Origin of the sequence: Nonomuraea sp. NPDC049309 (genome assembly GCF_043196965.1) — a bacterium.
GTDB classification, from domain to species: Bacteria; Actinomycetota; Actinomycetes; order Streptosporangiales; family Streptosporangiaceae; genus Nonomuraea; species Nonomuraea fastidiosa.
Genome location: NZ_JBICSH010000003.1, coordinates 120,436 through 144,384 on the forward strand (window position 1 = coordinate 120,436; position 23,949 = coordinate 144,384).

Annotated in this window: 20 protein-coding genes; 8 read left to right on the forward strand and 12 right to left on the reverse strand. The window is 71.8% G+C overall.

Features of this window, described 5'->3' with window-relative positions:
* Position 1: 1 nt before the first annotated feature.
* Positions 2 to 1,126 carry a DegT/DnrJ/EryC1/StrS family aminotransferase gene (locus tag ACGFIM_RS21405; RefSeq protein ID WP_393202780.1) on the reverse strand — a complete coding sequence of 375 codons (1,125 nt, stop codon included), beginning with the start codon at positions 1,124 to 1,126 and terminating at the stop codon, positions 2 to 4.
* A complete protein-coding gene (gene pseB, locus ACGFIM_RS21410) occupies positions 1,126 to 2,103 on the reverse strand; it encodes a UDP-N-acetylglucosamine 4,6-dehydratase (inverting) (RefSeq protein ID WP_393202781.1) in 978 nt (325 codons plus the stop codon). Before pseB ends, ACGFIM_RS21405 begins: the two co-directional genes overlap by 1 nt.
* 113 nt (positions 2,104 to 2,216) lie before the next feature.
* On the opposite strand from pseB, the gene ACGFIM_RS21415 reads away from it, so the two are divergent.
* Positions 2,217 to 2,936: a cytidylyltransferase domain-containing protein gene (locus ACGFIM_RS21415; RefSeq protein ID WP_393204160.1), complete on the forward strand. Its 720-nt coding sequence runs from the start codon at positions 2,217 to 2,219 to the stop codon at positions 2,934 to 2,936.
* A gap of 248 nt (positions 2,937 to 3,184) precedes the next feature.
* Positions 3,185 to 4,192, forward strand: a complete 1,008-nt coding sequence (locus ACGFIM_RS21420; RefSeq protein WP_393202782.1) for a PseG/SpsG family protein — start codon at positions 3,185 to 3,187, stop codon at positions 4,190 to 4,192.
* Between the two features lie 135 nt (positions 4,193 to 4,327).
* On the opposite strand, the gene pseI is transcribed toward ACGFIM_RS21420, so the two are convergent.
* Together pseI and ACGFIM_RS21430 are read right to left on the reverse strand one after the other, a co-directional pair.
* A complete protein-coding gene (pseI, locus tag ACGFIM_RS21425) occupies positions 4,328 to 5,371 on the reverse strand; it encodes a pseudaminic acid synthase (protein WP_393202783.1) in 1,044 nt (347 codons plus the stop codon).
* Complete coding sequence (locus tag ACGFIM_RS21430) at positions 5,368 to 5,859, reverse strand: GNAT family N-acetyltransferase (RefSeq protein ID WP_393202785.1); 492 nt, start codon at positions 5,857 to 5,859, stop codon at positions 5,368 to 5,370. Before ACGFIM_RS21430 ends, pseI begins: the two co-directional genes overlap by 4 nt.
* Before the next feature lie 156 nt (positions 5,860 to 6,015).
* Here ACGFIM_RS21430 and ACGFIM_RS21435 point away from each other — a divergent pair, with 156 nt between their 5' ends.
* The 3 genes from ACGFIM_RS21435 to ACGFIM_RS21445 are packed head-to-tail and all read left to right on the forward strand — an operon-like array spanning position 6,016 to position 9,579.
* On the forward strand, positions 6,016 to 7,494 hold the full coding sequence (locus ACGFIM_RS21435; protein ID WP_393202787.1) for a glycosyltransferase family 2 protein: 1,479 nt from the start codon (positions 6,016 to 6,018) through the stop codon (positions 7,492 to 7,494).
* Between the two features lie 48 nt (positions 7,495 to 7,542).
* Complete coding sequence (locus ACGFIM_RS21440) at positions 7,543 to 8,520, forward strand: CDP-alcohol phosphatidyltransferase family protein (RefSeq protein WP_393202789.1); 978 nt, start codon at positions 7,543 to 7,545, stop codon at positions 8,518 to 8,520.
* Positions 8,521 to 8,541: 21 nt separating this feature from the next.
* Positions 8,542 to 9,579: a sulfotransferase family protein gene (locus ACGFIM_RS21445; protein ID WP_393202791.1), complete on the forward strand. Its 1,038-nt coding sequence runs from the start codon at positions 8,542 to 8,544 to the stop codon at positions 9,577 to 9,579.
* A 126-nt stretch (positions 9,580 to 9,705) separates the two neighbouring features.
* Here ACGFIM_RS21445 and ACGFIM_RS21450 read toward each other — a convergent pair whose 3' ends face one another.
* From ACGFIM_RS21450 to ACGFIM_RS21485, 8 genes are all read right to left on the reverse strand, one after another.
* Entirely contained in the window at positions 9,706 to 10,767 is a 1,062-nt protein-coding gene (locus tag ACGFIM_RS21450) for a glycosyltransferase (protein ID WP_393202793.1), read from the reverse strand.
* Positions 10,764 to 13,409 (reverse strand): CDP-glycerol glycerophosphotransferase family protein, encoded by a 2,646-nt coding sequence (locus tag ACGFIM_RS21455; RefSeq protein ID WP_393202795.1) that lies wholly within the window; start codon positions 13,407 to 13,409, stop codon positions 10,764 to 10,766. Before ACGFIM_RS21455 ends, ACGFIM_RS21450 begins: the two co-directional genes overlap by 4 nt.
* 91 nt (positions 13,410 to 13,500) lie before the next feature.
* Positions 13,501 to 14,265, reverse strand: coding sequence for an SRPBCC family protein (locus ACGFIM_RS21460; protein ID WP_393202797.1), 765 nt, complete (start codon positions 14,263 to 14,265; stop codon positions 13,501 to 13,503).
* A gap of 133 nt (positions 14,266 to 14,398) precedes the next feature.
* Positions 14,399 to 15,253, reverse strand: a complete 855-nt coding sequence (locus ACGFIM_RS21465; RefSeq protein WP_393202799.1) for an FAD binding domain-containing protein — start codon at positions 15,251 to 15,253, stop codon at positions 14,399 to 14,401.
* Positions 15,250 to 17,613, reverse strand: a complete 2,364-nt coding sequence (locus tag ACGFIM_RS21470; protein WP_393202801.1) for a xanthine dehydrogenase family protein molybdopterin-binding subunit — start codon at positions 17,611 to 17,613, stop codon at positions 15,250 to 15,252. The genes ACGFIM_RS21465 and ACGFIM_RS21470 overlap by 4 nt, the downstream gene beginning before the upstream one ends.
* On the reverse strand, positions 17,610 to 18,092 hold the full coding sequence (locus ACGFIM_RS21475) for a (2Fe-2S)-binding protein (RefSeq protein ID WP_393202803.1): 483 nt from the start codon (positions 18,090 to 18,092) through the stop codon (positions 17,610 to 17,612). Before ACGFIM_RS21475 ends, ACGFIM_RS21470 begins: the two co-directional genes overlap by 4 nt.
* Positions 18,093 to 18,165: 73 nt before the next feature.
* Complete coding sequence (locus tag ACGFIM_RS21480) at positions 18,166 to 18,375, reverse strand: hypothetical protein (RefSeq protein WP_393202805.1); 210 nt, start codon at positions 18,373 to 18,375, stop codon at positions 18,166 to 18,168.
* On the reverse strand, positions 18,365 to 20,506 hold the full coding sequence (locus ACGFIM_RS21485; protein ID WP_393202807.1) for a PspC domain-containing protein: 2,142 nt from the start codon (positions 20,504 to 20,506) through the stop codon (positions 18,365 to 18,367). The genes ACGFIM_RS21480 and ACGFIM_RS21485 overlap by 11 nt, the downstream gene beginning before the upstream one ends.
* Positions 20,507 to 20,523: 17 nt before the next feature.
* On the opposite strand from ACGFIM_RS21485, the gene ACGFIM_RS21490 reads away from it, so the two are divergent.
* From ACGFIM_RS21490 to ACGFIM_RS21500, 3 genes are all read left to right on the forward strand, one after another.
* Positions 20,524 to 21,732 (forward strand): PspC domain-containing protein, encoded by a 1,209-nt coding sequence (locus ACGFIM_RS21490; protein WP_393202809.1) that lies wholly within the window; start codon positions 20,524 to 20,526, stop codon positions 21,730 to 21,732.
* Entirely contained in the window at positions 21,729 to 22,361 is a 633-nt protein-coding gene (locus ACGFIM_RS21495) for a response regulator (RefSeq protein WP_393202811.1), read from the forward strand. The genes ACGFIM_RS21490 and ACGFIM_RS21495 overlap by 4 nt, the downstream gene beginning before the upstream one ends.
* 512 nt (positions 22,362 to 22,873) lie before the next feature.
* Positions 22,874 to 23,872: a L,D-transpeptidase gene (locus ACGFIM_RS21500; protein WP_393202812.1), complete on the forward strand. Its 999-nt coding sequence runs from the start codon at positions 22,874 to 22,876 to the stop codon at positions 23,870 to 23,872.
* The last annotated feature ends 77 nt before the right edge of the window (positions 23,873 to 23,949 follow it).

The following is a 23,949-nucleotide window of genomic DNA, read 5'->3' on the forward strand; positions in this document are numbered from 1 at the left end:
CTCAGCGCAGGATGCCCGCCAGCGTCTCGACGACGCGGTCCTGCTGGGCGTCGGTCATGCCCGGCCACAGCGGCAGCGACAGCTCCTCGGCGTAGTAGGACTCGGCGTTGGGGCACAGCCCGCGGCGGTATCCGAGGTCTTCGAACACCGGATGCCAGTACGCCGGCACGTAGTTGACCTGCACGCCGATGCCCGCCGCGCGCATGCGGTCGTAGACCTCGCGCCGCCGACCGCCGCCGATCCTGACCGGATAGAGGTGCCGGCAGGGGCTGACATAGGCGCGCTGCGCGGGCAGGGTCAGCCCGGGCACGTCGCGCAGCAGCGTGTCGTAGCGGGCGGCGAGCCGGGCCCGCCGCCCGCGGAAGCGGGCGAGCCTGCGCAGCTGGCTGACGCCGAGCGCGCACAGCACGTCGGGCAGCCGGTAGTTGAGCCCGAACGCGTGCACCTCCTGGTGCCAGCCGCCCTCGCCGGGGTGGCGCTGCTCGGCCGGCTCCCTGACCAGGCCGTGGTTTCTGAAGCGGGCCGCGCGCCGCAGCATGGCGGGGTCGGCCGCGGCCACCGCGCCGCCCTCGGCCGTGGTGACGTTCTTGGTGGGAAAGAACGAGAACGTCGTCAGGTCGGCGAGCGAGCCCACCGGCCGGTCCTTGTACGCCGACCCGAGCGAGTGCGCGGCGTCGGCCACCAGCGTCGCCCCGCAACGCCCGGCCACATCGCGCAGCTCGTCGTAGTCGGCGGGGTGCCCGGCGTAGTCGACCGCGGTGATCACCCGCGTCCTGGACGTGACGAGCGCGGCGGCGGCGTCGGGATCGAGATTGCCCGTGTCGGGCTGCACGTCGGCGAAGACCACCCGCGCGCCGAGCAGCGCCGCCGTCGAGGCGGTCGCGACGAACGTCAGCGGCGAGGTGATCACTTCGTCGCCCGCGCCCACCCCGGCCGCGGCGTAGGCGACGTGGAGCGCGGCGGTGCCCGACGTGACCGACACGCACGGCACGCCGCCCGTCCACCACGCGAGCTCCGCCTCGAACCTGGCGACCTCGGGCCCGGTGGTCAGCCAGTCGCCGCGCAGCACCTCGGCGACCGCCTCGACGTCGGACTCGTCGATCGACTGGCGTCCGTAGGGCAGCATCAGCCGTTCACCATCGCGCGCAGGTCGTCGACCGACAGCCACTGGTCGTTGGTGTCGGAGCGGTAGGAGAAGCCCTCCGGCAGGGTCTCGCCGCCCTCCGGCGGCGTGTAGCCCCAGGTCGCGATGGTCGGCTGGACGACGTAGCGATCTGCCAGGCGCAGCGCCCTGCGGCTGTCGTCGGGGCCGATCATCTCCTCGTGGAGCTTCTCGCCCGGCCGCACGCCGATCTCGTAGATCGGGCTGCCCGGCGCCACCGCCTCGGCGAGGTCGGTGATGCGCATGCTGGGGATGCGCGGGACGTACAGCTCGCCGCCTTGCATCAGGTCGAACGAGTCGACCACGAACCTGACCGCCTGCTCCAGCGTGATCCAGAACCTCGTCATGCGCTTGTCGGTGATCGGCAGGCTGCCGCCCTGCTCGGCCAGGCGCTGGAAGAGCGGCACCACCGAGCCCCTGCTGCCGACGACGTTGCCGTAGCGCACGACGGAGAAGCGGGTCTGGTGGGCGGCGGCGTAGTGGTTGGCCGAGACGAACAGCTTGTCGGCGACCAGCTTCGTGGCGCCGTAGAGGTTGATGGGGCTGCTCGCCTTGTCGGTGGAGAGCGCCACGACCTTGCGCACGCCGCAGTCGATGGCGGCCTCCACGACGTTCTGCGACCCGGCGATGTTGGTGCGGACGTACTCGAACGGGTTGTACTCGGCGGTGTCGACCTGCTTGAGCGCGGCGGCGTGGACGACGTGGTCGACGCCGTGCATGGCGCGGGTGAGGCGGTCGCGGTCGCGCACGTCGCCGATGAACCAGCGCAGGCGCTCGTCGTCGCCGAACAGCTGCCTGCTCTCGTACTGCTTGAGCTCGTCGCGGGAGAAGACCACCAGGCGGCGGACCCCGAGCGAGTCGAGCGCGTGGCGGATGAAGGCCTTGCCGAAGGACCCCGTGCCTCCGGTGATCAGAATCGACGATCCACTGAGAATGCTCACGTGGCCCCCTGAGTGCGCCTGACGGCGCTGTAGTCGTCGTGGCAAGCCGGTAGCATAGCGCGACCGTACGATGACGAAGAGTCACACGGGGGATTGGGGCTTCGGTGCGGATTGTGGGGATCATCCAAGCTCGGATGGGATCGACGCGGCTGCCCGGCAAGGTGCTGCGCGAGCTGGGCGGGCGCTCGGTGCTCGCCTGGGTCGTACGCGCGGCGCGCGAGGCCGGCGCGCTCGACGACCTGCTCGTGGCCACCACCGTCGAGCAGACCGACGACGCGGTGGCCCGCGAGTGCGACCGGCTCGGAGTGGCCTGCCACCGGGGGCCGGTCGACGACGTGCTGACCAGGTTCGTGCAGGCGCTGGAAGGGCGGCGGTGCGATGCGGTCATGCGGTTCACCGCCGACTGCCCGCTGCTCGACCCCGCCGTGATCAGGGAGGCGGCGCTCGTCTTCCGCGCCGTGCCCGGCCTCGACTACCTGAGCACGAGCCTGGAGCGCACGCTGCCGCGCGGGCTCGATGTCGAGATCGCCCGGCGTTCCGCGCTGGCCAGGGCCGATCGCGAGGCCACCGGCTTCCACCGCGTCCACGTCACCTCCTACCTGTACGAGCATCCCGGCGAGTCCCGGCTGCTCGGCCTCACCTACCGCCCGGCGGCCGGCGACCTGCGGGTGACGCTCGACACCGAGGACGACTGGCGGCTGATCTCCGCCGTCGTCGCCGCGCTCGGCGACCGGTGCGTTCCGGCGAGGACGCTGATCGGGTGGTTGCGCGAGCATCCCGAGGTGTCCGGTCTCAACGCCCACGTCAGGCAGAAGGCCCTCCAGGACGCGTGAGCGCAGGGTCTTCGGGCGGGGCTCCGGGTGAGCGGCCAGGCGGGGTTTCAGGGGAGCGGCCGGACGCGGTCTCGGGTGAGCGGCCGGGCGGGTCTTCGGGTGAGCGGCCGGACGCGGTCTCGGGTGAGCGGCCGGGCGGGTCTTCGGGTGAGCGGCCGGGCTTCGGCGTGGTGTCTGGCGGTGCGGTGCGGGTGGGGGTGCGCTGCGACGCGGGCGCGCGCAGCGGGGCCGGCCATCTCGTACGGTGCGTGGCGCTCGCGGAGGAGCTGGTCGCCCGCGGCGCCGACGTCGTCTTCCTGGGCGAGGTGCGCGACTCGCCGTGGGCGCGGGCCCAGCTCGACGGGCGCGGGCTGCCGCTGGTCCCGGCCCCGGACGAGCCCGCCGGCCTGGCGGCGCTGGCCCGCGAGCTGGCCCTGGACGCGGTGGTGCTCGACTCGTACGCGCTGCCCCGGGACACCGGGGCGACGCTGAGGGCGGCGGGCCTGCCGGTGCTGGCCGTCATCGACGGCGACCCGCTCGGCCAGGAGGCCGACCTCTACCTCGACCAGAACCTCGGGGCCGAGCGGCGGCCCTTCGCGCTGCCGGGCCGGCGGCTTGCCGGGGCCCGTTACGTGCTGCTGCGCGACAGCGTGCGGGGACGTACGCGGGCGTCGCGCGAGCCGGGACCGCCGCGCGTGCTCTGCTTCTTCGGCGGCACCGACAGCGCGGGCGTCGCCCCTCGCTGGGCGGCCGCGCTCAACGCCACCGGCCTGCCGTTCACCGCGACGGTCGTCAGCCCCGTGCCGTTCGACGCCGGCCCGATCACCGTCATCCCGCCCACCGACCGGCTGCCCGAGCTGATGGCGGCGGCCGACCTGGTGGTGACGGCGGCGGGCTCGGCCGTCTGGGAGCTGCTGCACCTCGGCGTCCCGACCGCGCTGACCTGGGTGGCCGCCAACCAGCTCATCGGCTACGAGGAGCTGACCCGCCTGGGCGCCGCCGCCCCCCTCGGCCCGGAGCCGCCCGCGAACCCCGCCGCCGCGCCCATCAATGAGCCCATCACCGCGCCCACACGTGAGCCCGCCGCCGCACCTACACGTGAGCCCGCCGCCGTGCCCGCGCGCGAACCCGGCCCCGAGGCGGTGGCCGTGCTGGCGCGGCTGCTCGCCGACCCCGCCGCCCGCGCCGAGCTCGGCCGCCGGGGGAGCGGGCTGGTGGACGGCAAGGGCAGGGAGCGCGTCGCCGACGCCCTCCTCGCCCTCCTCCCGAAGCGCTGACTCCTGCCGAAACGAGCTCCCGCCCAGGCGTCGGCTGCTGCCGAAACGAGCTCCCGCCCAGGCGTCGGCTCCTGCCGAAACGAGCTCTCCCAGGAGCCGGCTGCGCCGAAGCGCCGGCTCCTGCCGTAAGGGGCGCTAGATCAGGTCCCAGCTCAACGGGGTGCCGAGCGCGACGTCGCGGACGAACCGGCGCCCCACCACCTGGTCGAAGGCGTCGGGATGCAACCCGCCGGCGGGCCGGATGGAGCGCACGTTGTCGGAGGTGACGGGTTCGCCCGCCCGCACGTCACGTACGACGTGAAGAGAGCGGCGGAACCGCAGCCCCTCGCGCTCCGACGGCCGCGGCCCGATCACCGGCTCGCCCAGCGCCTGCCAGGCCCGCTCGCTCTCGGCCACCAGCGCGGCCAGCTCGGCGGGCTCCAGGGAGAAGGCGGCGTCCACGCCGCCGTCGGCACGCGACAGCGTCACGTGCTTCTCGATCACGCACGCGCCCAGCGCGACCGCCGCCAGCGCGGCCCCGATGCCCGGCGTGTGGTCGGACAGGCCGACCACCGCCCCGGTGAGCGCGGACAGCAGCGGCAGCGAGCGCAGGTTGCTCTCGCCGGGCGGCGCGGGATAGGTGGCCGTGCAGGACAGGACGGCGAGCTGCGTGCAGCCCGCGCCCCTGGCCGCCGCGACGGCGGCGTCGATCTCGGCGGCGGTGGCCATGCCGGTCGAGATGATGAGCGGCTTGCCGGTGCCGGCCGCGAGCCGGATCAGCGGCAGGTCCACGATCTCCGACGAGGCGATCTTGTACGCCGGCGTCTCCAGCTTCTCCAGCAGCTCGACCGCCGTGGGGTCGAAGGGCGCGGAGAACGCGACGAGCCCGCGCTCGCGGGCCCGTTCGAAGATCGGCCGGTGCCACTCCCACGGTGTGCAGGCGCGTTCGAAGAGCCGGTAGAGCGTCTCGCCGCCCCACAGCTCGTGCTCGTCGCCCACCCGGAAGGCGGGCGCGTCGCAGTCGACGGTCAGCGTGTCGGGCGTGTACGTCTGCAGCTTCAGCGCATGGGCCCCGGCGTCGGCGACGGCGTCCACGATGGCCAGCGCCCGCTCCAGGCTGCCGTTGTGGTTGCCGGACATCTCGGCGACGACGAACGGCGGATGCCCGTGGCCGACCGGCCGCCCCCCGATGGAGATCATGCCTGCTCCTTCCTGAGTTCGATGGTGACGACATCGCGCGGCACGCCGTCGATGTCGCGCCGGTAGGAGCCCACCTCGGCGAAGCCGAACCGCCGGTGCAGCCGCAGCACCGGCTCGTTGCCGGCGAGCACCTCGCCGCGCAGCGTGGTCAGCCCGAGCGGGCCGAAGGCGTGCTCGATGGCCGCGCGCTCCAGGCCGATCCAGGCGGGCAGCAGTAGCCCCTGTCGTTCCAGGCCGTCGAGGTCGAGGTAGTAGCCCCAGTGGGCGGCGCCGCCCGCGATGCCGGTGTAGGTGACGACCCCGGCGGCGGCCCCCTCGTGCTGGTAGATGAGCACGCGCCTGCTCGTGTCGGCGCGGGTGGCCGCCCACCAGCGGGCGTGCTCGTCCGGCGTGATCTCGTGCGTGGTGAAGCTGGTGGCGCGGACCCGAGGGTGGTTGCGCCAGCGGCGCATGGCCGGCAGGTCGTCCTCGCGGGCTGCTCTCAACACGGCTCCCCCTACCGTTCGTGCTCGATCCTTTGCACAACGTAGCGGATTACGTGCTCGGTAAAGAGCTCATCAGGGACGGCCATCGCAGGCGTAGGCGGGGCGGACGCCACGGCATGCTGCCCTCGAACGCACACCGAGTGCAAGGAGCAAGAAGGCATGATCCCCCTGCTCAGCGTGGTCGTCCCCATCCATGACGTGGAGCCGTACCTGACCGAGTGCCTGAAGTCGCTGGCGGCGCAGACCCTTGAGGACATCGAGGTGATCGTCGTGGACGACGGCTCCACCGACGGCGGCGCGCGCGTCGCCGAGGACTTCGCCGCGCGCGACAGCCGCTTCGTCCTGGTCGTCCAGCGCAACATGGGGCCGGGACCGGCGCGCAACCAGGGCATCGCCAAGGCGCGCGGCACGTACCTGGCCTTCGCCGACGGCGACGACGTGGTGCCGCCCGAGGCGTACGAGCGGCTGGTCGGCACGCTCGCCGAGACCGGCTCCGACCTGGCCACCGGCGCGGTGCGGCGGCTCGTGGACGGCCGGCTCGAAGAGTCCACTCTGCACGAGAAGGTGTTCAGGCGGCCGCACCTGTGCACGCACATCACCGACAAGCCGGTCCTGATCAGGGACCGCACGGTGTGGAACAAGGTGTACCGGCGCGCCTTCTGGGACCGCTGCGGCCTGCGCTTCCCCGCCGGCATCTACGAGGACGTGCCGGTCGCCATGCAGGCCCACGTGCTCGCGACCAGCGTGGACATGGTGGGCGACGTCGTCTACCACTGGCGCAAGCGCGAGGAGGGCGGCAGCTCGATCACCCAGCGCCGCTCCGAGCTGCCCAACCTCCAGGAGCGGCTGTCGGCCATCCGCTCGGTGCGCACGTTCCTCGACGACCGCGCGCCCGAGCTGCTGGACGGGTTCGACGCGCTCGTGCTGGAGAAGGACACGGTCTTCCTGTTCCAGGCCCTGGAGCGGTGCGCGGAGGGCTCGGGGGACCCCGGCCCGCTGCTGGAGCTGGGCCGGACCTGGCTCGCCGAGCTGGGGCCGCACGTGCTCGCGAGCGCGCCGTCGCTGCGCCGTCTTGAGCTGCACCTGCTGCGGCGCGGGCTGCTGCGGGAGCTGCGGACCGTACGGGACTTCCGCCGCGGCCGCGAGGACAGCGCCCGCGTGGTGCCGCGCGGCTGGCGCACGACCGGCTGGTACGGCGACTACCCGTACTTCCGCGACCGCCGCCTGCGCATCCCCGACGAGGTGTTCGACGCCCGCGACGAGCTCAAACTGATCGCCAAGGTCGAGGAGTGGACGTGGACGGGCGGCGAGTACCGGCTGCGCGCGTACGTCGGCATCCACCGGGTGGACCGCAAGGTGCCCAAGGTGAACCTCTGGCTCAGCGACGGCCGCCGCAAGGTGCCGCTGGAGGTGCGGCGCAAGGGCCGATACGGCGTCATCGCGACCGTGGACCCCGCCCGCCTCGCCGGCGCCGCCCGGCCCTGGAAGCTCGGCGTGCGGGCCGAGATGCGCGGCCTGGTCTTCAAGGGCTGGTGCCGCAACGGCGAATCGGGAGGAACGTGGCGATGGTCTTCAGCGGGGTCGTCGCTGGAATCCGTGCCGGGATGGTCAAGAACAGGCATGGACATCACCCAGTAGTTCCAGAGAGTAATCGCTTCCGTGCGGCGCGTGGTCATGCTGGGAGCCATGAGGACCTATTCGCTGGATGACGTCTACGAGACACGCAAGCGGAGAGACTCCTGGTGGACCGTCTATTTCGTGGATCCGGTCGCCTGCCGGGTCGCCCTTCCCATCGCCAATCACACCCGGCTCACGCCCAACGCCCTCACCGTGCTCTCGCTGGTCCTCGGCACGGTGTCGGCCGCATGTTTCGCGGCGAACCACCTCATTGCGGGCGCGGGCTTCTTCTATCTGAGCTTCATGATCGACTGCGTGGACGGCAAAATCGCCCGGTTGAAGGGCACGGGCACGCCGTTCGGCCTCTGGCTGGACTACGTGGGGGATCGCATCAGGGTCGTCCTGTGCGCCGGGGGGCTGGCGTACGGGCAGTACGCGCTGACGGGCGACGTGCGCTACGTCGTGCTCGGCGCGGCGGTGGCGGTCCTGGACCTGTTCAGATACGTCAACGCGCCGCAGATGAAGCGCGTGCGCGAGGCCATCAGGGAGGAACGGCAGGAGGCCGGACCGCATCTCGTGGGCGGCCCGCAGCAGATCAGCGCGGATCCGCTCAGCACCGATCAGTTCGGGGCCGACCACTTCAGCGCCGATCATCTCAGCGCCGATCAGTTCGGGGCCGATCAGTCCGGGGCCGATCAGTTCGGGGCGGACCCGGTCGGCCCGGATCCCTTCCTCACCGAGCACCCGGAGGGCGAGCCACGGGGGCGTGCGCCCCGGTCGCGGGCCGTCCACCGGTTCTTCCGCAGGCTCAACAGGTTCCTGGCCCGTCATCGCGTGCGCTCGCACCTCATGAGCGGCATCGAGTTCCACGCGGCGGTGTTCGTGATCGCGCCTATCGCGGGGGCGTGGGCGCTCATTCCGCTCGCCGCGGCGTCGGGGGCGCTGCTGCTCGCCAACGAGGTCTTCCTTGTGTACCGGATGTGGCTCTTCACGCGCAGGCACGGCGTGGGCTCGCCTCAGCAGAGCCGAGAGCACGTTCTCGTCTAAGTTTTCGGGGGTTAGTACGACATGAACGACCGGCCAGTCTTCGTCATCGGATGCCCGCGGTCCGGCACCACGATGCTCCAGCTCATGCTCCACTCGCACCCGCGCATCGCGGTGCCGCCCGAGACGCGCTTCCTCGTTCCCGCTTATTACCGCCGGCGCAAGTGGGGCGACCTGCGGATCCCGCAGCGGCGCCGCGCGCTGGCGCAGTGGATCGCGACCGACCGCAGCACGAAGTTCCGCGAGCTGAAGCTCGACAAGGACGAGTTCGTCCAGCAGGTCGTCGATGGCCCCGGCTCGCTCGGCTCGGTGTTCGGCACCGCCTTCCGCATGTACGCCGACCGCTTCGACAAGGTCCGCTGGGGCGACAAGCGCCCGAGCTACGTCAAGCAGGTCGACATGCTGCTCAGGCTCTTCCCCGACGCCCAGTTCATCCACCTCATCAGGGACGGCCGCGACTGCGTGGCCTCGCTGAAGGAGATGCCCTGGTACACCCTCGACTCCTTCCACGCCATCTCGACCTGGGCCGAGGCCATCGACGCCGGCGGCAAGCTGCGCCGTACGCTGCCCGACGACACCTACTACGAGCTGCGCTACGAAGACCTCACCGACGACCCGATGACCGAGCTGAAGAAGCTCTGCCACTTCCTCGATGAGGAGTTCTCGCCCGCGATGATCTCGCCGCGCGAGGCGGCCAGCGTGGCCGTGCCGCAGCACAAGGTCTGGCACAGCAACACCCACCGCGAGGTCACCCGCAGCCGGGTCGGCAGCTGGGCCAGCCGGCTGGAGCCCTGGGAGATCTCGCTGTGCGAGCACATGCTCGGCGACCGCCTGGAGAAGATGGGCTACGAGCTGAGCGGCGCGCCCAAGCCGTCCAAGGAGCACATCACCACGGCCCAGAAGACGATGCAGAAGCGCAAGGCGAGCAGGATGCGCAAGCACATGCGCGACCGGATCAACCGGCTGCGCGAGCCCAGCCCGGTCGCCGCCCTGCTCACCTCGCGGCAGCGGTCGCTGGCCGGGGTGCCGCAGCAGCGCAAGGAGCTCACCGAGCCGGTCTGATGCTGGGCCGGTCTGATCCTGGGCCGGTCTGATGCTGGGCCGGTCTGATCCTGGGCCGGTCTGATCCTGGGCCGGCCTGGTAATGGGCCGGTCTGAGTGTTGGGCCGGTCCGGCCATCGGGCGGGATCACCGCTCGATGTGGGCGAAGACCCGTTCCCAGCCGTCCAGCACGTGGTCGAGGCGGAACGCCTCGGCCCGCGCGCGAGCGTCGGCGCCCACCCTGCGCCGCTCCTCCTCGTCCGCCATCAGCCGGGCCAGCTCCGCCGCGAACGCCGCCACGTCGCCCGGCGGCACCAGCACCGGCGCGGCGGAGCGCACGCCGCCCGACACGTCGAACGCCACCGCGGGCACCCCGTGCGCCGCCGCCTCCAGCAGCACGATGGGCAGGCCCTCGTGCTCGCTGGTCAGCCCCAAGATCGAGGCGTTCAGATACTCGCCCGGCAGCCTCTCCGCGGGCACCACCCCGCGGAACACCACGCGATCGGCCACACCCTCGCGCTCGGCGTGCGCGCGCAGCCGTTCCCGCTCGCCGCCGTCGCCGATGAGGTGCAGCTCCCACGGCGGCGGCGCCTGCGACCTGGCGAACGCGCTGATCAGCCGGTCGAAGCGCTTGACCCCCTCAAGCCGCCCCACCCCCAGCACCCGGGGCGCGTCCAGCCGGGACATCTCCTGCGGCCAGCGGGCCAGCGGGTTCGGCAGCGCGGCCGCGTTCGGCAGCAGCGCGTGCTCGGAGAAGCGCATCGCGTCGTCGTCGCTGAGGAAGAGCGCCTGGTCCAGCGGCGGGTAGTGGCGGCGGATCGAGCCCAGGTGCCAGCAGCCGCGGGCGTGGTCGTACGAGCCGTGATACTGGCCGATCGGCCGGAAGCCGTGCGGCAGCAGCCCCGACACGCGGGCCACCACGGACGGCGAGGTCAGCACCGCGTAGCCGGGCGGGATCTCCCGCAGCAGCTCGCTCAGCCGCCGGTCGGCCAGCCTGCGGGCGATCGGGCCGTCGGCCGGCCGCCTGCTGATCAGGTGCCGGTGGTAGCGGGGCGCGTCCACGTAGCGAAACGGGCGGCCGGTGCGGTGCAGGCCGATGACGTGCACCTCGTGGCCGCGCTCGGCCAGCCCCTGGGCCAGGGTGTGGGTGACCTGCTGGATGCCGCCGAGCGTGTCGGCGTCCAGGCAGGTGAACACGACGCTGCTCACCGGGCCTCCTCGAAGAAGTCGGAGACGATCCGCGCCGCCGCGTCGCCGTGCTCGTCCGCGCACCACATGCGGCGGAAGGCGGCGTAGCGCTCGGCGTAGGACTCGTGCACGGCGGGCAGGCGGCGCAGCACCTCGGCCAGGTCCTCGGTGGTCGTCACGCACGGCCCCGGCGCGATGGACGGCAGGTCGTGGTAGACGCCGCGCTCCGACAGGCGGTACTCGTCCCAGTCGTCGATGAAGAACACCATCGGCTTGCCGGTCAGCGCGTAGTCGCACATGACGGAGGAGTAGTCGGTCAGCAGCGCGTCCGAGGCGAGGATGAGGTCGTTGATCTCCGGATAGGAGCCGGCGGGGCGGACGAAGTGCCGCAGGCGCTCGGGCGGCCGGTAGCGCTCGACCGGATGCGTGCGCAGCAGCACCACCCACTCGTCGGCCAGCTCCTCGGCCAGCAGCTCCAGGTCCACCCGCACCGACCGGCCGCTGCCCTTGGCCCGGTCGCGGTAGGTCGGCGCGTACAGCAGGACCCGCTTGCCCGGCGGCACTTCGAGCCGGCGCAGCACCTCCAGGGCACCGTCGCTGCGGTCGCCCGCCGTGACCAGCGCGTCGCAGCGCGGCGTGCCGCACCGGTAGACCTTGCCCGCGTAGCCGTTGGACGGCAGGAACAGCCGGGAGAACTCCGCGCTCGGCGCGACCAGCGCGTCCCACCGCGCCACCGCGGCCCGCCAGCGCGCCCGCGGCCCGTCGAAGTCGCCGCGCAGGTCGGGCGCGTCGAAACCGATCGACTTGATGCCCTGCCCGTGCCAGGTCTGCAGGTAGCGGGTGCCGCGCGGCTTGGGATAGTCGAGCGGGAAGCCGTGGCTGTCCACCCAGATCCCCGCCCTGGCCATGGTGTAGACGTAACGCCAGCTTCCCCTGCGCACGAGCTTGACGTCCGAGGGGAAGTTGCCGCGCCCCCTGGCCACCGACCAGACCGCCTCGATGGGCAGCCGGCGCCTGCGCATCTCCTCGTAGATGGCGCGCGGGCTGCCGCTGTAGTTCTTGCCGACGTCCGACTCGAACAGCGCCAGGTTCTTGCGCGGCGGCACCACCCTGACCAGCAGCTTGTACGCCAGCAGCTTCGTCCGCGGCGTGCTGATCTTCTTGATCACCTTCCGCTTGACCCGCCGCAGCACCGCCCTGGTGACCGAGTCGGGGCGCACGACCAGGTAGGCCGCGTACCCCTCGACCCCGACCGTGCAGCCGCGCAGCTCGATCGCCTCGGTACGCGGGTCCACGATGAGCCGGTCGGTCGTGGTGAGCCCGTCGGACAGCCGGGTGAAGCCGATGCGCGGCTCGCACCTGGCGGCGGGCGGCGTGAACTCGACGTGCGTGACGTACGCGCCCTCCGCCGACGGGCGCGGCTCGATCGGCACGCGGATGCGGCCGAGCTGGAGGAAGGCCATCCACTCCGGCGGCAGCGCGCCGAACGGATCGTACGTTCGCACGGTCATCCGCACCCGTCGCCCGTCGGATGACAGGTCGATCACCTCGTGCCGCAGCCGGGAGGCGCTGAACGGCAGCTCGGCCAGCCGCAGCCGGGTGATGTCCATGCCGGGGGAGGGCGTGCTGCCCCAGTACGTGCGCCCGCCGCGCTGCACCGCCGTTCTGGGCGCGGCGCGCGGCCCGGTGAGCGAGCCCGCCGCCACCCGCAGGTCCTCGGCCCGGTCGTCCAGGATGAGCTGGGAGCAGACCCGGTCCAGCGGGTCCAGCCGGTCGAGCACCTCGCCGGGGATCTCCTCCAGGTACGGCCGCACGATCGAGGCGAACTCCTTGACCCACACCAGGTCGCGGGCGGGCAGCGGGTTGAGGTAGACGCGCAGGTCCTGGCGCAGGAACCGGTACTGCCGGTGCGGCACCAGGTCGGCGGCCCCGCGCTCGCGCAGGATGTCGTCGCTCAGCCGGGCCGCGATCACCCGCTGGCGCACGTTCTCCAGGTCGGTGATGCTGAGCGAGATGGAGTCGTTCGCGGTCGAGCGGTGCCAGTGGTAGACCGTCCACGGCACGATCGCGAACCTGCGGGCCACCGCGTACAGCTCGGCGGCGAAGACGTGGTCCTCGTAGTGGATGTCCTCGGGGAAGCGCAGCACGTTGTCGCGCAGCAGCCGCACGTCGTAGAGCTTGTTGGTGCTGAAGCTGTCGAAGAACAGCTCGGGCTCCTGCCTGATGCCCTCGACGACGCGCCTGCGGGCGAACAGCGACGGGTAGTAGGGGTGCAGGCGGCCGTTCGACTCGTGCAGCCGGGAGATCTGGCCGGCGACGAACTCGGCCCCGGTGCGCTCGATCTCGGCGAGCATGCTCTTGCAGGCGTGCCTCGGCAGCTCGTCGTCGCTGTCGAGGAACATCACGTACGGGGAGCGCGCGGCGTCGATGCCGTCGTTGCGCGGAGCGCCGCAGCCGCCGCTGTTGACCTGCCTGCGCAGGTAGCGGACGCGGGGATCGCTCGCGGCCAGGCGCCGGGCCACCTCGGGGGTGCCGTCGGGGCTGGCGTCGTCGGCGATGATCACTTCGAGGTCGCGCAGCGACTGGCCGAGCACGGAACGTACGGCTCTGGGCAGGCGGGCCGCGTCGTTGTAGGTGATCACGACCACGGTGCAGTCCGGCATCGCACATCCCCCCGTGAGACGAACCCGGCGGGAATGGCACTTCCCCCGGCCCGAGAGAAGTGACCGGACTTGATGGACTATTTGCCCAAAATCACCGCATTATCCGACGAATCACCCAGATGATGACAAGGAGGGCGGCGGCCGCGCCCGCGATCGGCAGGACGCGCTTGAGCAGCGGCTGCCCGGCGATCTCCAGCAGATCCAGGGCCTCCTCGTCGGGCGTGCGCGACGAGCGCAGCGAGTCGACCCGCCGCTGCTGTGCCGACTCCCGGGCCGACTCCCGCGCGGACTCCCGGGCCTGCTCCTCGGATGGCTTTCGCGCGGGCTCGGGGACCGCGCTCAGGCGCCGCTCCTCCTCGTGCACCCCGCCACCGGACGGCCGGGGCGGCTCCACCTGCTCCACGGTGGACTCCGACAGCAGCTCGGCCAGGTTGGCCGCGAACCGCTCGATGAGCTTGCCGCCCACCTCCGCCATCACGCCGCGCCCGAACTGCGCCGGCCGGCCCGTGACGTTGAACGAGGTCTCCACGGTCACCAGCGTGGACTCCTCACGCGGCCGCATGCGGGCCTTCACCGTGGCCGAGGCGGTGCCCGTGCCCCTGGCCTCCTTGCCCGACGCCTGGAGCGTGAGCGAGTAGGAGTCCTTGTCGACCTCCTCGAACCTGGCCGTGCCCCGGTAGGTGACCGTGATCGGGCCGACCTTGACCTTCATCCTGCCGGTGAACTCGTCGCCCTCGAAGGTGTCCAGCGTCGCCCCCGGCAGGCACGGCGCGACCCGCTCGACGTCGAGCAGCACGGCCCACGCCTGCTCGATCGGGACCGGAACAGTGAACTCGTGCTCGAACCGCATCGCCATCGATCCGCTCCTTCTGCCGATGCTGTGACACTACGTCGCGATGGAAACGCCCTGGAAGACCGGGGTCGCCCCGGGACGGCGGGGCGACCCGGAGGATGGGGACGCCCAGGAAGAGGGCGCCCCCGTCACACCGTCAGGGCGCTCCCGCCGCGGCGCGGACCGCGCGGTACGTCAGCACCCTGGCCAGATGCCGCCGGTAGTCCGGCTGGGCGTGCAGGTCGGCCGGGGGCGAGGTGCCCTCCGCCGCCTCCTCGCACGCCTCGCGCACCTGGTCGCCCAGCTCCACGCCGCTCAGGGCGGTCTCCGCGGCGGCGGCCCGCAGCGGGGTGGTGCCCATGTTCGTCAGCCCGATCCTGGCCTCGGCGATCGAGCCGTTCGAGCGCTTGACCGCCGCCGCCACGCCGACGATCGCCCACGACTGCGCGGTGCGGTGGAACTTCTCGTAGTGGAAGCCCCACCCCTCGCCCAGCTTGGGGATCTTCACGCCGGCCAGGAGCTCGCCCTGGGTCAGCGCCGGCTCCCAGTAGTCCACGAAGAACTCCGCGGCCGGGATCTCCCGCTCGCCCTGCGCCGAGACCGCCACCATGACGCCGTCCAGCGCCAGCACCACGGCGGGCAGGTCACCGGCCGGGTCCGCGTGCGCCAGCGAGCCGCCGAACGTGCCCCGATGCCGGATCGCCGGGTCCGCCACGTGCGCCGTCGCCTGCGCCACCAGCGGGCAGCCCGCCCGCACCACCGGCGAGCGCATGACCTCGTCGTGCGTGGTCAACGCGCCGATGTAGACGTGGTCGCCCCGGTCGTGCACGCCCTTGAGCTCGTCCAGCCGCCCCACGTCCACCAGCGTCGACGGGTACGCGAGCCGCAGCCGCAGCAGCGGCAGCAGCGACTGGCCGCCCGCCAGGACCTTGGCGTCCTCGTCACCGGCCAGCACCTCGCACGCCTCGGCGACCGAGCCGGGACGCACGTAGTCGAACTGCGCGGGGATCATGGCCGCACTCCTTCCTGCGCGCGCTCCTGCTGCGTCCGTTCCTGGAGGGCCCTCCAGATCCGCTCGGGCGTGCACGGCATCTGCACATCGGTGATCCCGTACGGCCGCAGCGCGTCCACGACCGCGTTCACCACGGCCGGGGTCGAGGCGATCGTGCCCGCCTCGCCGACGCCCTTGACGCCCAGCGGGTTCGTGGTCGAGGGCGTCTCCGTCCTGTCCAGCGTGAAGGAGGGCAGGTCGGCGGCCGACGGCAGCAGGTAGTCGGCCATGGTCGTGGTCAGCAGGTTGCCCTCGGCGTCGTACACGGCCTCCTCGAACAGCGCCTGCGCGATGCCCTGCGCGATGCCGCCGTGGAGCTGGCCGTCCACGATCAGCGGGTTGACCACCTTGCCGATGTCGTCCACCGCCACGTACGAGCGGATCCTCGTCCGGCCCGTCTCGGTGTCCACCTCCACGGCGCACAGGTGGGTGCCGTGCGGGAACGAGTACGTCTCCGGGTCGAAGGTGACCTCGGAGTCCAGCCGCGGCTCCACCCCGTCGGGCAGGTCGTGGGCGGTGAACGCGGCGTAGGCCAGCTCCTGGATCGTCTTGGCCGAATCGGTGCCGCGCACCTTGAACGTCCCGGCCTCGAACTCCAGGTCGTCGGGCGAGCACTCCAGCAGGTGCGCCGCCAGCGTACGCGCCTTGTCCTTGACCTTCTCGCACGCCTTGAGCACCGCGATGCCGCCGATCACCAGCGAGCGCGAGCCGTAGGTGTCCATGCCCTTCGGCGCGATCGCCGTGTCGCCGTGCAGCACCGTGACGTCCTCGAACGGCACGCCCAGCGCGTCGGCCACGATCTGGCTCCACGACGTGACGTGGCCCTGACCGTGCGGCGAGCTGCCGGTGACGACCTCGACCTTGCCGGTGGGCAGCATCCGCACCGCGCCGTGCTCCCAGCCGCCCGCGCCGAACCTGGCCTGCGCCAGCAGCCGCGACGGCGCGAGGCCGCACATCTCCGTGTACGTGCTGACCCCGATGCCGAGCTGCAGCGGGTCGCCCCTGTCACGCCGGTCGGCCTGCTCGGCGCGCAGCTTGTCGTAGCCGAAGAGCTGCAGTGCCCGCTCGGTCGCCGCCTCGTAGTTGCCCGAGTCGTACGTCAGGCCCGAGATCGTGGTGTACGGGAACTCCTCGTGCCTGATCCAGTTGCGCCTGCGCACCTCCAGCGGGTCCAGGTGCAGCTCGGCGGCCAGCTCGTCCATCATCCGCTCGATGCCGAACGTGGCCTCGGGCCGGCCCGCTCCCCGGTAGGCGTCCGTGGGCATCTTCGTGGTGAACACGCCCGTGCAGGCGAACTCGTACGCGTCCATCTTGTAGATCGCGTTGAACATCGACGCGCCGAGCAGCGGCACGCCGGGCGTCAGCAGCAGCAGGTACGCGCCCATGTCCGCGAGCAGCTCCACCTTCAGGCCGCGGATGCGCCCGTCGGCGTCGGCCGCGAGGCGCAGGCGCTGGATCTGGTCGCGGCCGTGATGCACGGTCAGGTTGCCCTCGGAGCGCGACTCCGTCCACTTGACCGGCCTGCCGAGCTTGCGCGCCAGCACCAGGCAGAGCACTTCCTCCGCGGTGACCTGCAGCTTCGAGCCGAACCCGCCGCCCACGTCGGGCGCCACCACCCGCAGCTTGTGCTCGGGGATGCCGGTCACCACGGCCAGCATGACCCGCAGCACGTGCGGGATCTGCGTGGAGGAGTACACCGTGAACGACTCGCCGTCGGTGTCGGCCAGCACCGCCCGCGGCTCCATCGCGCTCGGGATGAGCCGCTGCTGCCGGAACGTCCGCTCGATGACGACCGGCGCGTCCCTGAACGCCGCCTCGATGTCGCCCGAGACGGTCCTCATGCTGTACGCCTTGTTGCCCGCCTCGTGGACCTTCGGGCTGTCCGGCGCCAGCGCCTCCTCCATGTCGAGCACCGCCGGCAGCGGCTCGTAGTCGACCTCGATCGCGTCCAGCGCGTCGGCCGCGCGGTACCGGTCGGTCGCGATCACGCAGGCCACGGCCTCGCCGACGTACCGGACCTCCGACACCGCCATCGGCGGATGGTCGGGGATCACGATGTCCTCGGTCACCGGCCACGCGCACGGCAGGCTGCCCTGCTCATCCGCGAGGTCCCGGCCGCTGAACGCGGCCACCACGCCCGGCAGGTCGCGCGCCCCGGAAACGTCGACCCGCGTGATCCTCGCGTGCGCCATCGGGCTGCGCAGGAACATCACGTGCAGCATGCCGGGCCGGGAGAGGTTGTCCGTCCACTGCGTGCGCCCCGTCAGCAGCTTGGTGTCCTCTTTCCGCCTGCGCGGACGGCCGATCTCCTGGACGGTCATGACGTGCTCACCGCCTGCCCCATCTCCTGGGCGCCCTTGCGGACGGCCCGCACGATGTTGCAGTAGCCGGTGCAGCGGCACAGGTTGCCCTCAAGGCCCTGCCTGATCGCCTCCTCCGACGGCTCGGGATCCTCCCTGAGCAGGTCGATCGCCGCCATGACCATGCCGGGCGTGCAGTAGCCGCACTGCAGCGCGTGCTCCTCGTGGAAGGCCCGCTGCATCGGATGCATCTGGCCGTTCGCACCCAGGCCCTCGATGGTGACGACGTCGCAGCCGTCGGCCTGCACGGCCAGCACCGAACAGCTCTTGACGCTCTTGCCGTCGAGCATGACCGTGCAGGCCCCGCAGTTGCTGGTGTCGCAACCGACGGGCGTGCCGGTCTTTCCCAGCCGCTCTCGTAGCAGGTGAACGAGGAGGAGCCGCGGCTCGACGTCCTCCTCGTACGTGACCCCGTCGACGGTGACGGTGATTCGGGGCATACGTCCCTCCCTCACTTGGCAGGGGGAAAAGCGGACACTCCGAACCTACGCCGGTGTCTTTCCCGGTCAAGGGTCACTTACCGCGGATCGCCTTGCTGATGATCGCCACCAGGCCCGCGAAGGCCAGCCCCAGCACCAGCACGCCCACCAGGACCAGCGGATCCGTGAGCGCGCGGGTCACCGTCAAAATTCCCAAAACTATGAACAGGACGCCGCTCAGCAGCGCCATCCAGTCCGTCCTGTGCACGCGGCGCGGCCGCTGCTCCTCGAGGTCACGCCGCATGGCGCACCGTCATGTCGCCGAGGCCGCCCTTGAGGTTGAGCACGATCGTCGCGACCTTGCCCTCCGGCTCGACCTCGGGCTCCAGCACCTTGTTCACCTTCAGGTCCACACCGCCGCGCAGCGACTGGCCGATCGTGATGTCGCCGACCTTGTTCGTCGCGTGCACCTCGACCCTGACCGTCGGCGGCACGATCACCTCCAGCTCACCGGCCTGCACCGCCGCGTTGAACGTCACCTCCGACCCCGGTGGCAGCTCCAGCTCCGACAGGTCCAGCCTGCCGTCGCCCACTCCCACGTCGTAGAGCCGGCCGGCCTCCGCCACGCTCGTCGGCACCCACTCCGCCACGCCGATGTTCTTGGGTATGCCTCCGAGCACGAACCCCATGGCCACGACCAGCGTCACCGCCGTGCCGCCCGCCACCAGGCCGGCGCCCCTGCCCCACCAGGCGGCCACGAGCAGGCCCGCGCCGATGGTGATGAGCATGGCGCCGCCGACGATGGTCGGGCTCACCCCGGCTGCCGACCGGGCTTGTGCGACCACGACGATCCCTCCAACGATGATGGCGAGCAAAATGGTGATGGCGCCGATGTACGACTTCGGCTGCGGCGTGCGCTTCGGCCGGTGCGGCGGCCGCGGATGCGGCCCCGGCGCCGGCATCGGGCGCCGGTAGAGCGCCGGATCGTACGGCGAGTAGGCGGCGGCCCTCTTGGCCGGATCCAGCGGGCGGTACGGGCCGTGCGGGGCGAACGGCTCGCCCTGCCCGTGATCCACCGCCGTCGGCGGGTCGGGGCGGTAGCCCTGCTGTCGCTGCTGGGCGTACGGCGGCACCGGGTGCTCGGCCGTCACCGCCTCAGGCGACGCCGGGCCCTCGAACTGCTCCCGCCAGTACTGCCGCTCCTCCCAGTCTCTGCGGGTGGAGCGCGGCGTCTCCTGCGCCGCGGTCGGGCCCGCGTCCTGCGCCTGCGCGTCCGTGTCCTCCGGCTGCGCGCCCGCGTCCTGCGCCTGTGCGTCCTGCGTTTGCGTGCCCGCGTCCTGCGCGTCCGCGGCCTGCACCGGCGTGCTCGCGTGCGGCGTCTCCGCGCCATGTGCGTCAGCGTGCGATGTCGGCGCGTCCGCGTTCTGCGCCTGTGCGTTCGTGTCCGGAGCGGCGGGTGGGGTGGCGGTGTCGCGGTCGCCCTGGCGGTGGCGGCTGGCCCGGTAGGCGGCGTCGCGGACGCCCGCCGCCGCCTGGCGCAGGCCCTCGATGGCCGTGGCCGGCGTGGTCTCGCCGGCGGGCTCCTCCACCGGCGTCGTCGTGCCGGCGGCCTCCTCGACCGGCAGTCCCTCCTGGCGTACGGCCGCCTCGCTGTCCGGGGAGGCAGCGGCCGCCCTCTCCGGCGTACTCGTACCGGATCCCCCCGGGACGCTCGCGGAGGGAGGCGGGCCGGCGGGGGAGTCCACGCGGTCGCGGCCCGGCTCGGTGGCCGGGGACGGGCGGCGCACCGCGGTGGTGGGCGGAGCCGCACCGGCGGGAGCGCCGAAGCCCGGCGCGGAGACCGGAGAGGCGGGGCCGGGGTCGAACGCGACCGACCCGGCCGGGCGCCGGCGGCTCAGGCGTTCCGGCATCGACCGGACCAGCGCCACCAGATCGACGCCGTGCGTGTGGGCCGCGAGCAGCGATATGGCCAGGAACACCCCGACCACGAGCGAGCCCGTGTCCAGCCACACGGTGGCCAGGTTGATCGCCAGCCCGAACGCCAGCACCGCCGTCAGCAGCGCCATCACGGTCTCGGCGTCGAAGTCGCGCCGCGTCCACTGCTCGATGATCCCCGGCCGCCCGTTCGGCTCCTTCATCAGCAGGTACGCCGCGAGATACAGAAACAGCCCGATACCGGACCCGAGCAGCAGCACCGCGAAGGCGACGCGGAAGACCACGGGATCGATGCGGGTATACCGCCCGAGCCCGGCGCAGACTCCCATGAGGAAGCGTCCCTCGGCGCTGCGTCGCAGCTGGGAGGGGGGCGAGGCCGGTTGCCTTGGCGGTGCTTCTGTCATGTACCCCATCGTGACGCGCGCGAGCCTTGCTCGCATCCGGGAGACCCCTGACCGGACCCTGGGGCCGTTCCCTGATGCCTTGTCGCCCCGGGACATGTGACCATGGCCATGTTATGGCTGACCAGAAGACACTCGCCGAGCAGAGCGGCGACACGCCTTATCGCCGGATGATGCGCCCCATGGAGGGCCGCCTGCTCGGTGGTGTCGCCCAGGGGCTCGCGGCACAGCTCAAGCTCGATCCGGTCGTGATCAGGCTGATGTTCGTGCTGCTCTCCGTCGTGGGCGGGGTGGGCGCGGTGGCGTACGCGGTGCTGTGGATGGTGACGCCGCGCGAGCCCCATGAGGGGCAGGTCCCGCCGCGCGACTGGAGCCAGCTCGCCGCGTTCTGCGCGATCGGGGTGGCGCTGCTGGCCTTCGGCTGGCTGACCGGGGCCTCGCAGGGCGGCATCGGCATGCTGCCGTTCGCGGTGGGCGGGATCGGCGCGCTGATCCTGTGGCAGCAGGCGGACCCGGAGCGGCGCCGGAGCTGGATGAGCGGCGCGACCAAGAGCATCAGGAAGAACCGCGTGCGCACGCTCCTCGGCGTCGCGCTGGTGGTGGTCGGCGCGGCGGGCTTCCTGTACTCCCAGGGCGAGCTGGTGCAGGCCAGCCAGGGGCTGCTGTTCACGGTCGTCGTGGTGGGCGGCCTCGCGGTCATCGCCGCCCCGTGGCTGGCCGGCCTGTGGAAGGAGCTTCAGCTCGAACGGCGCGAGCGCATCCGCCAGGAGGAACGCGCCGAGGTCGCGGCCATGGTGCACGACTCCGTGCTGCACACCCTCACCCTGATCCAGCGGGTGGCGCACGACCCGCGCGAGGTGACGCGGCTGGCCCGCTCCCAGGAGCGCGAGCTGCGCAACTGGCTCTACCAGCCGGCCCAGGACGCCGACAAGACGATCGCCGCCGCCGTACGCAGGATCGCCGCCGAGGAAGAGGACGCGCACGGCGTGCCCATCGAGGTGGTCTGCGTGGGCGATGCCGACCTCGACCCGGGCGGCAAGCTCGCGGCCATGCTGAAGGCGGCCCGCCAGGCGATGGTCAACGCGGCGAAATACTCTGAAAGTCCGTCCATCTCGGTGTACGCGGAGGTCGAGGGTGAAGAAGTCACGATTTTCGTGAAGGATCGTGGCAAGGGGTTCGACCTCGACGCGATCCCGGTCGACCGGATGGGCATCAGGGAGTCCATCATCGGCAGAATGGAGCGGCACGGCGGCACCGCCCGCATCCGCACCGCGCCGGGTGAGGGCACGGAAGTGATGTTGACGATGAAGGTGGAGAAGGCATGACGCGCGTACTGATCGTCGATGACCACCGGTTGTTCCGATCGGGCGTGCGCGCCGAGCTGGGCGACTCGATCGAGGTGGTCGGCGAGGCCGAGGACGTCGAGTCGGCGGTCCAGGCGATCGCCGAGCACCAGCCCGACGTGGTCCTGCTGGACGTGCACATGCCGGGCGGCGGCGGCCAGGAGGTGCTGCGGCGGGTGCTCGGGTCCGGCTCGCAGGTGCGGTTCCTGGCGCTGTCGGTGTCCGACGCGGCCGAGGACGTCATCGGCGTCATCCGGGGCGGTGCCCGCGGCTACGTCACCAAGAACATCAGCGGCAAGGAGCTGACCGACGCCATCAACCGGGTCGCCGAGGGCGACGCGGTCTTCTCGCCGCGGCTCGCGGGCTTCGTGCTCGACGCGTTCGCCTCCTCCGAGGCGCCGTCCATCGACCCCGAGCTCGACTCGCTCACCCAGCGGGAGCGCGAGGTGCTGCGGCTGATCGCGCGCGGGTACGCGTACAAGGAGATCGCGAAGGAGCTGTTCATCTCGGTCAAGACCGTCGAGACGCACGTGTCGTCGGTGCTGCGCAAGCTTCAGCTCTCCAACCGTCACGAGCTCTCCCGCTGGGCCACCGCCCGCCGCCTGGTCTGACCCCGATCACCGGCCGGCCCGCCGCCCGCCGCCTGGTCTGACCCCGATCACCGGCCGGCCCGCCGCCCGCCGCCTCGTCCGACCCCGATCACCGGCCGGCCCGCCGTCTGACCGCCCGTCGAGACCGGCCGGGGTCTGGGCATCCCCGGGGCCGCGCGCCGCCCGCGTGGTCGCCTGACCCCGCCGCACGCCTCTCATCGGGCTTCCCCGGAGTCGTGCCGTCGTCGGCTGCGTGATCGACGCTGCGTGTGGTCGCCCGCCCCGCCGGCGTCTGGCTCTTCACACCCCCGGCCGTGCGGCGGTCGTGTGATCGCCGTTCTGGCCCGAACAGGCCCTTCTCTGTGCGGCGGGGCGGTGGCGTTCGGCGGCCGGCCGGATTACCCACCCAACGTGCAGTTTTTTGTTCAGTTTTGGACGTTACGAGAAAGTTACCCGCATTAGGCAGTCGAATCGGTCGCCCAGTTTGTCAGATAAGGAGGTAGTCGAAAGCACTTAGTCCAGGAGTAACCCCCTTGAAGCGCGTCACCCGGATGCTTCCGGCCCTGGTCGCGCTCGCCGCCGCGCCGGCATGCGCGGCGCAGAGCGCCCCCGCCCTCAAAGCCCAGAGCGCGGTCGTCGTCCCGGCGGCCGTGACGACCAGCCCCACCGCCGCTCCGGCGGCCACGCCGACCCCCGCGTCCGGCACGGCCCGTACGGTGAAGAAGGTCAAGCTGGGCATCGCCGACATCACCCCGATGGGGGAGAAGACGGAGAAGGTCGGGGTCGGGTTTCCGATCATCGTCACCTTCGACCGCGATGTGAAGAACAAGGCTCAGGTCGAGGCGCTGCTCGACGTGCAGCCTGAAAAGCCGGTCGAGGGGGCCTGGCGCTGGGTGTCGAAGCGCAAGGTGATCTACCGGACGAAGACGTACTGGAAGCCGTACCAGAAGGTGCGATTCACCGCGCGGCTGTCCGAACTGCCCGGAAACACCGAGAAGGACGTCTCGCGCACGTTCGCGGTGGGCGCGAAGAACATCTCCGTCGTGAACACGCGGACGCACCAGATGAAGGTGTACCGCAACGGCAAGCTCGCGAAGAAGATCCCGATCAGCGCGGGCAGGGGCGGCCTCATCCGCAACGGCGTGGACGTCTACCTCACCACCAGCGGCGTTCACCTCACCATGGGCAAGAAGGCCATGGAGACGATGACGTCCTCCTGGATGGGCGTCACCGACCCGAAGGACCCGCGCTACTACAAGGAGGAGATCCCGTGGGCGGTGCGGATCTCCGACAGCGGTGAGTACGTCCACCAGAGCGCCGGCTACTACCAGTACCTCGGCCGTTCCAACCAGAGCCACGGCTGCGTCCGCGCCACCCCGGCCGGTGCCAAGTGGTTCTACAAGATCACCCAGCGCGGCGACGTCGTGAAGATCACCGGCACCAAGCGCAAGCTCCAGTGGAACAACGGCTGGAGCTACTGGCAGCTCAACTGGACCCAGTGGAAGAAGGGCAGCGCGCTCAAGAGCAGCTGACCCGCCTCTGGAGTCCCGCCGCAGGGCCGCTCACCCGGACCGGGGGAGCGGCCCTGCGCCGTTGGCACGCGAACACC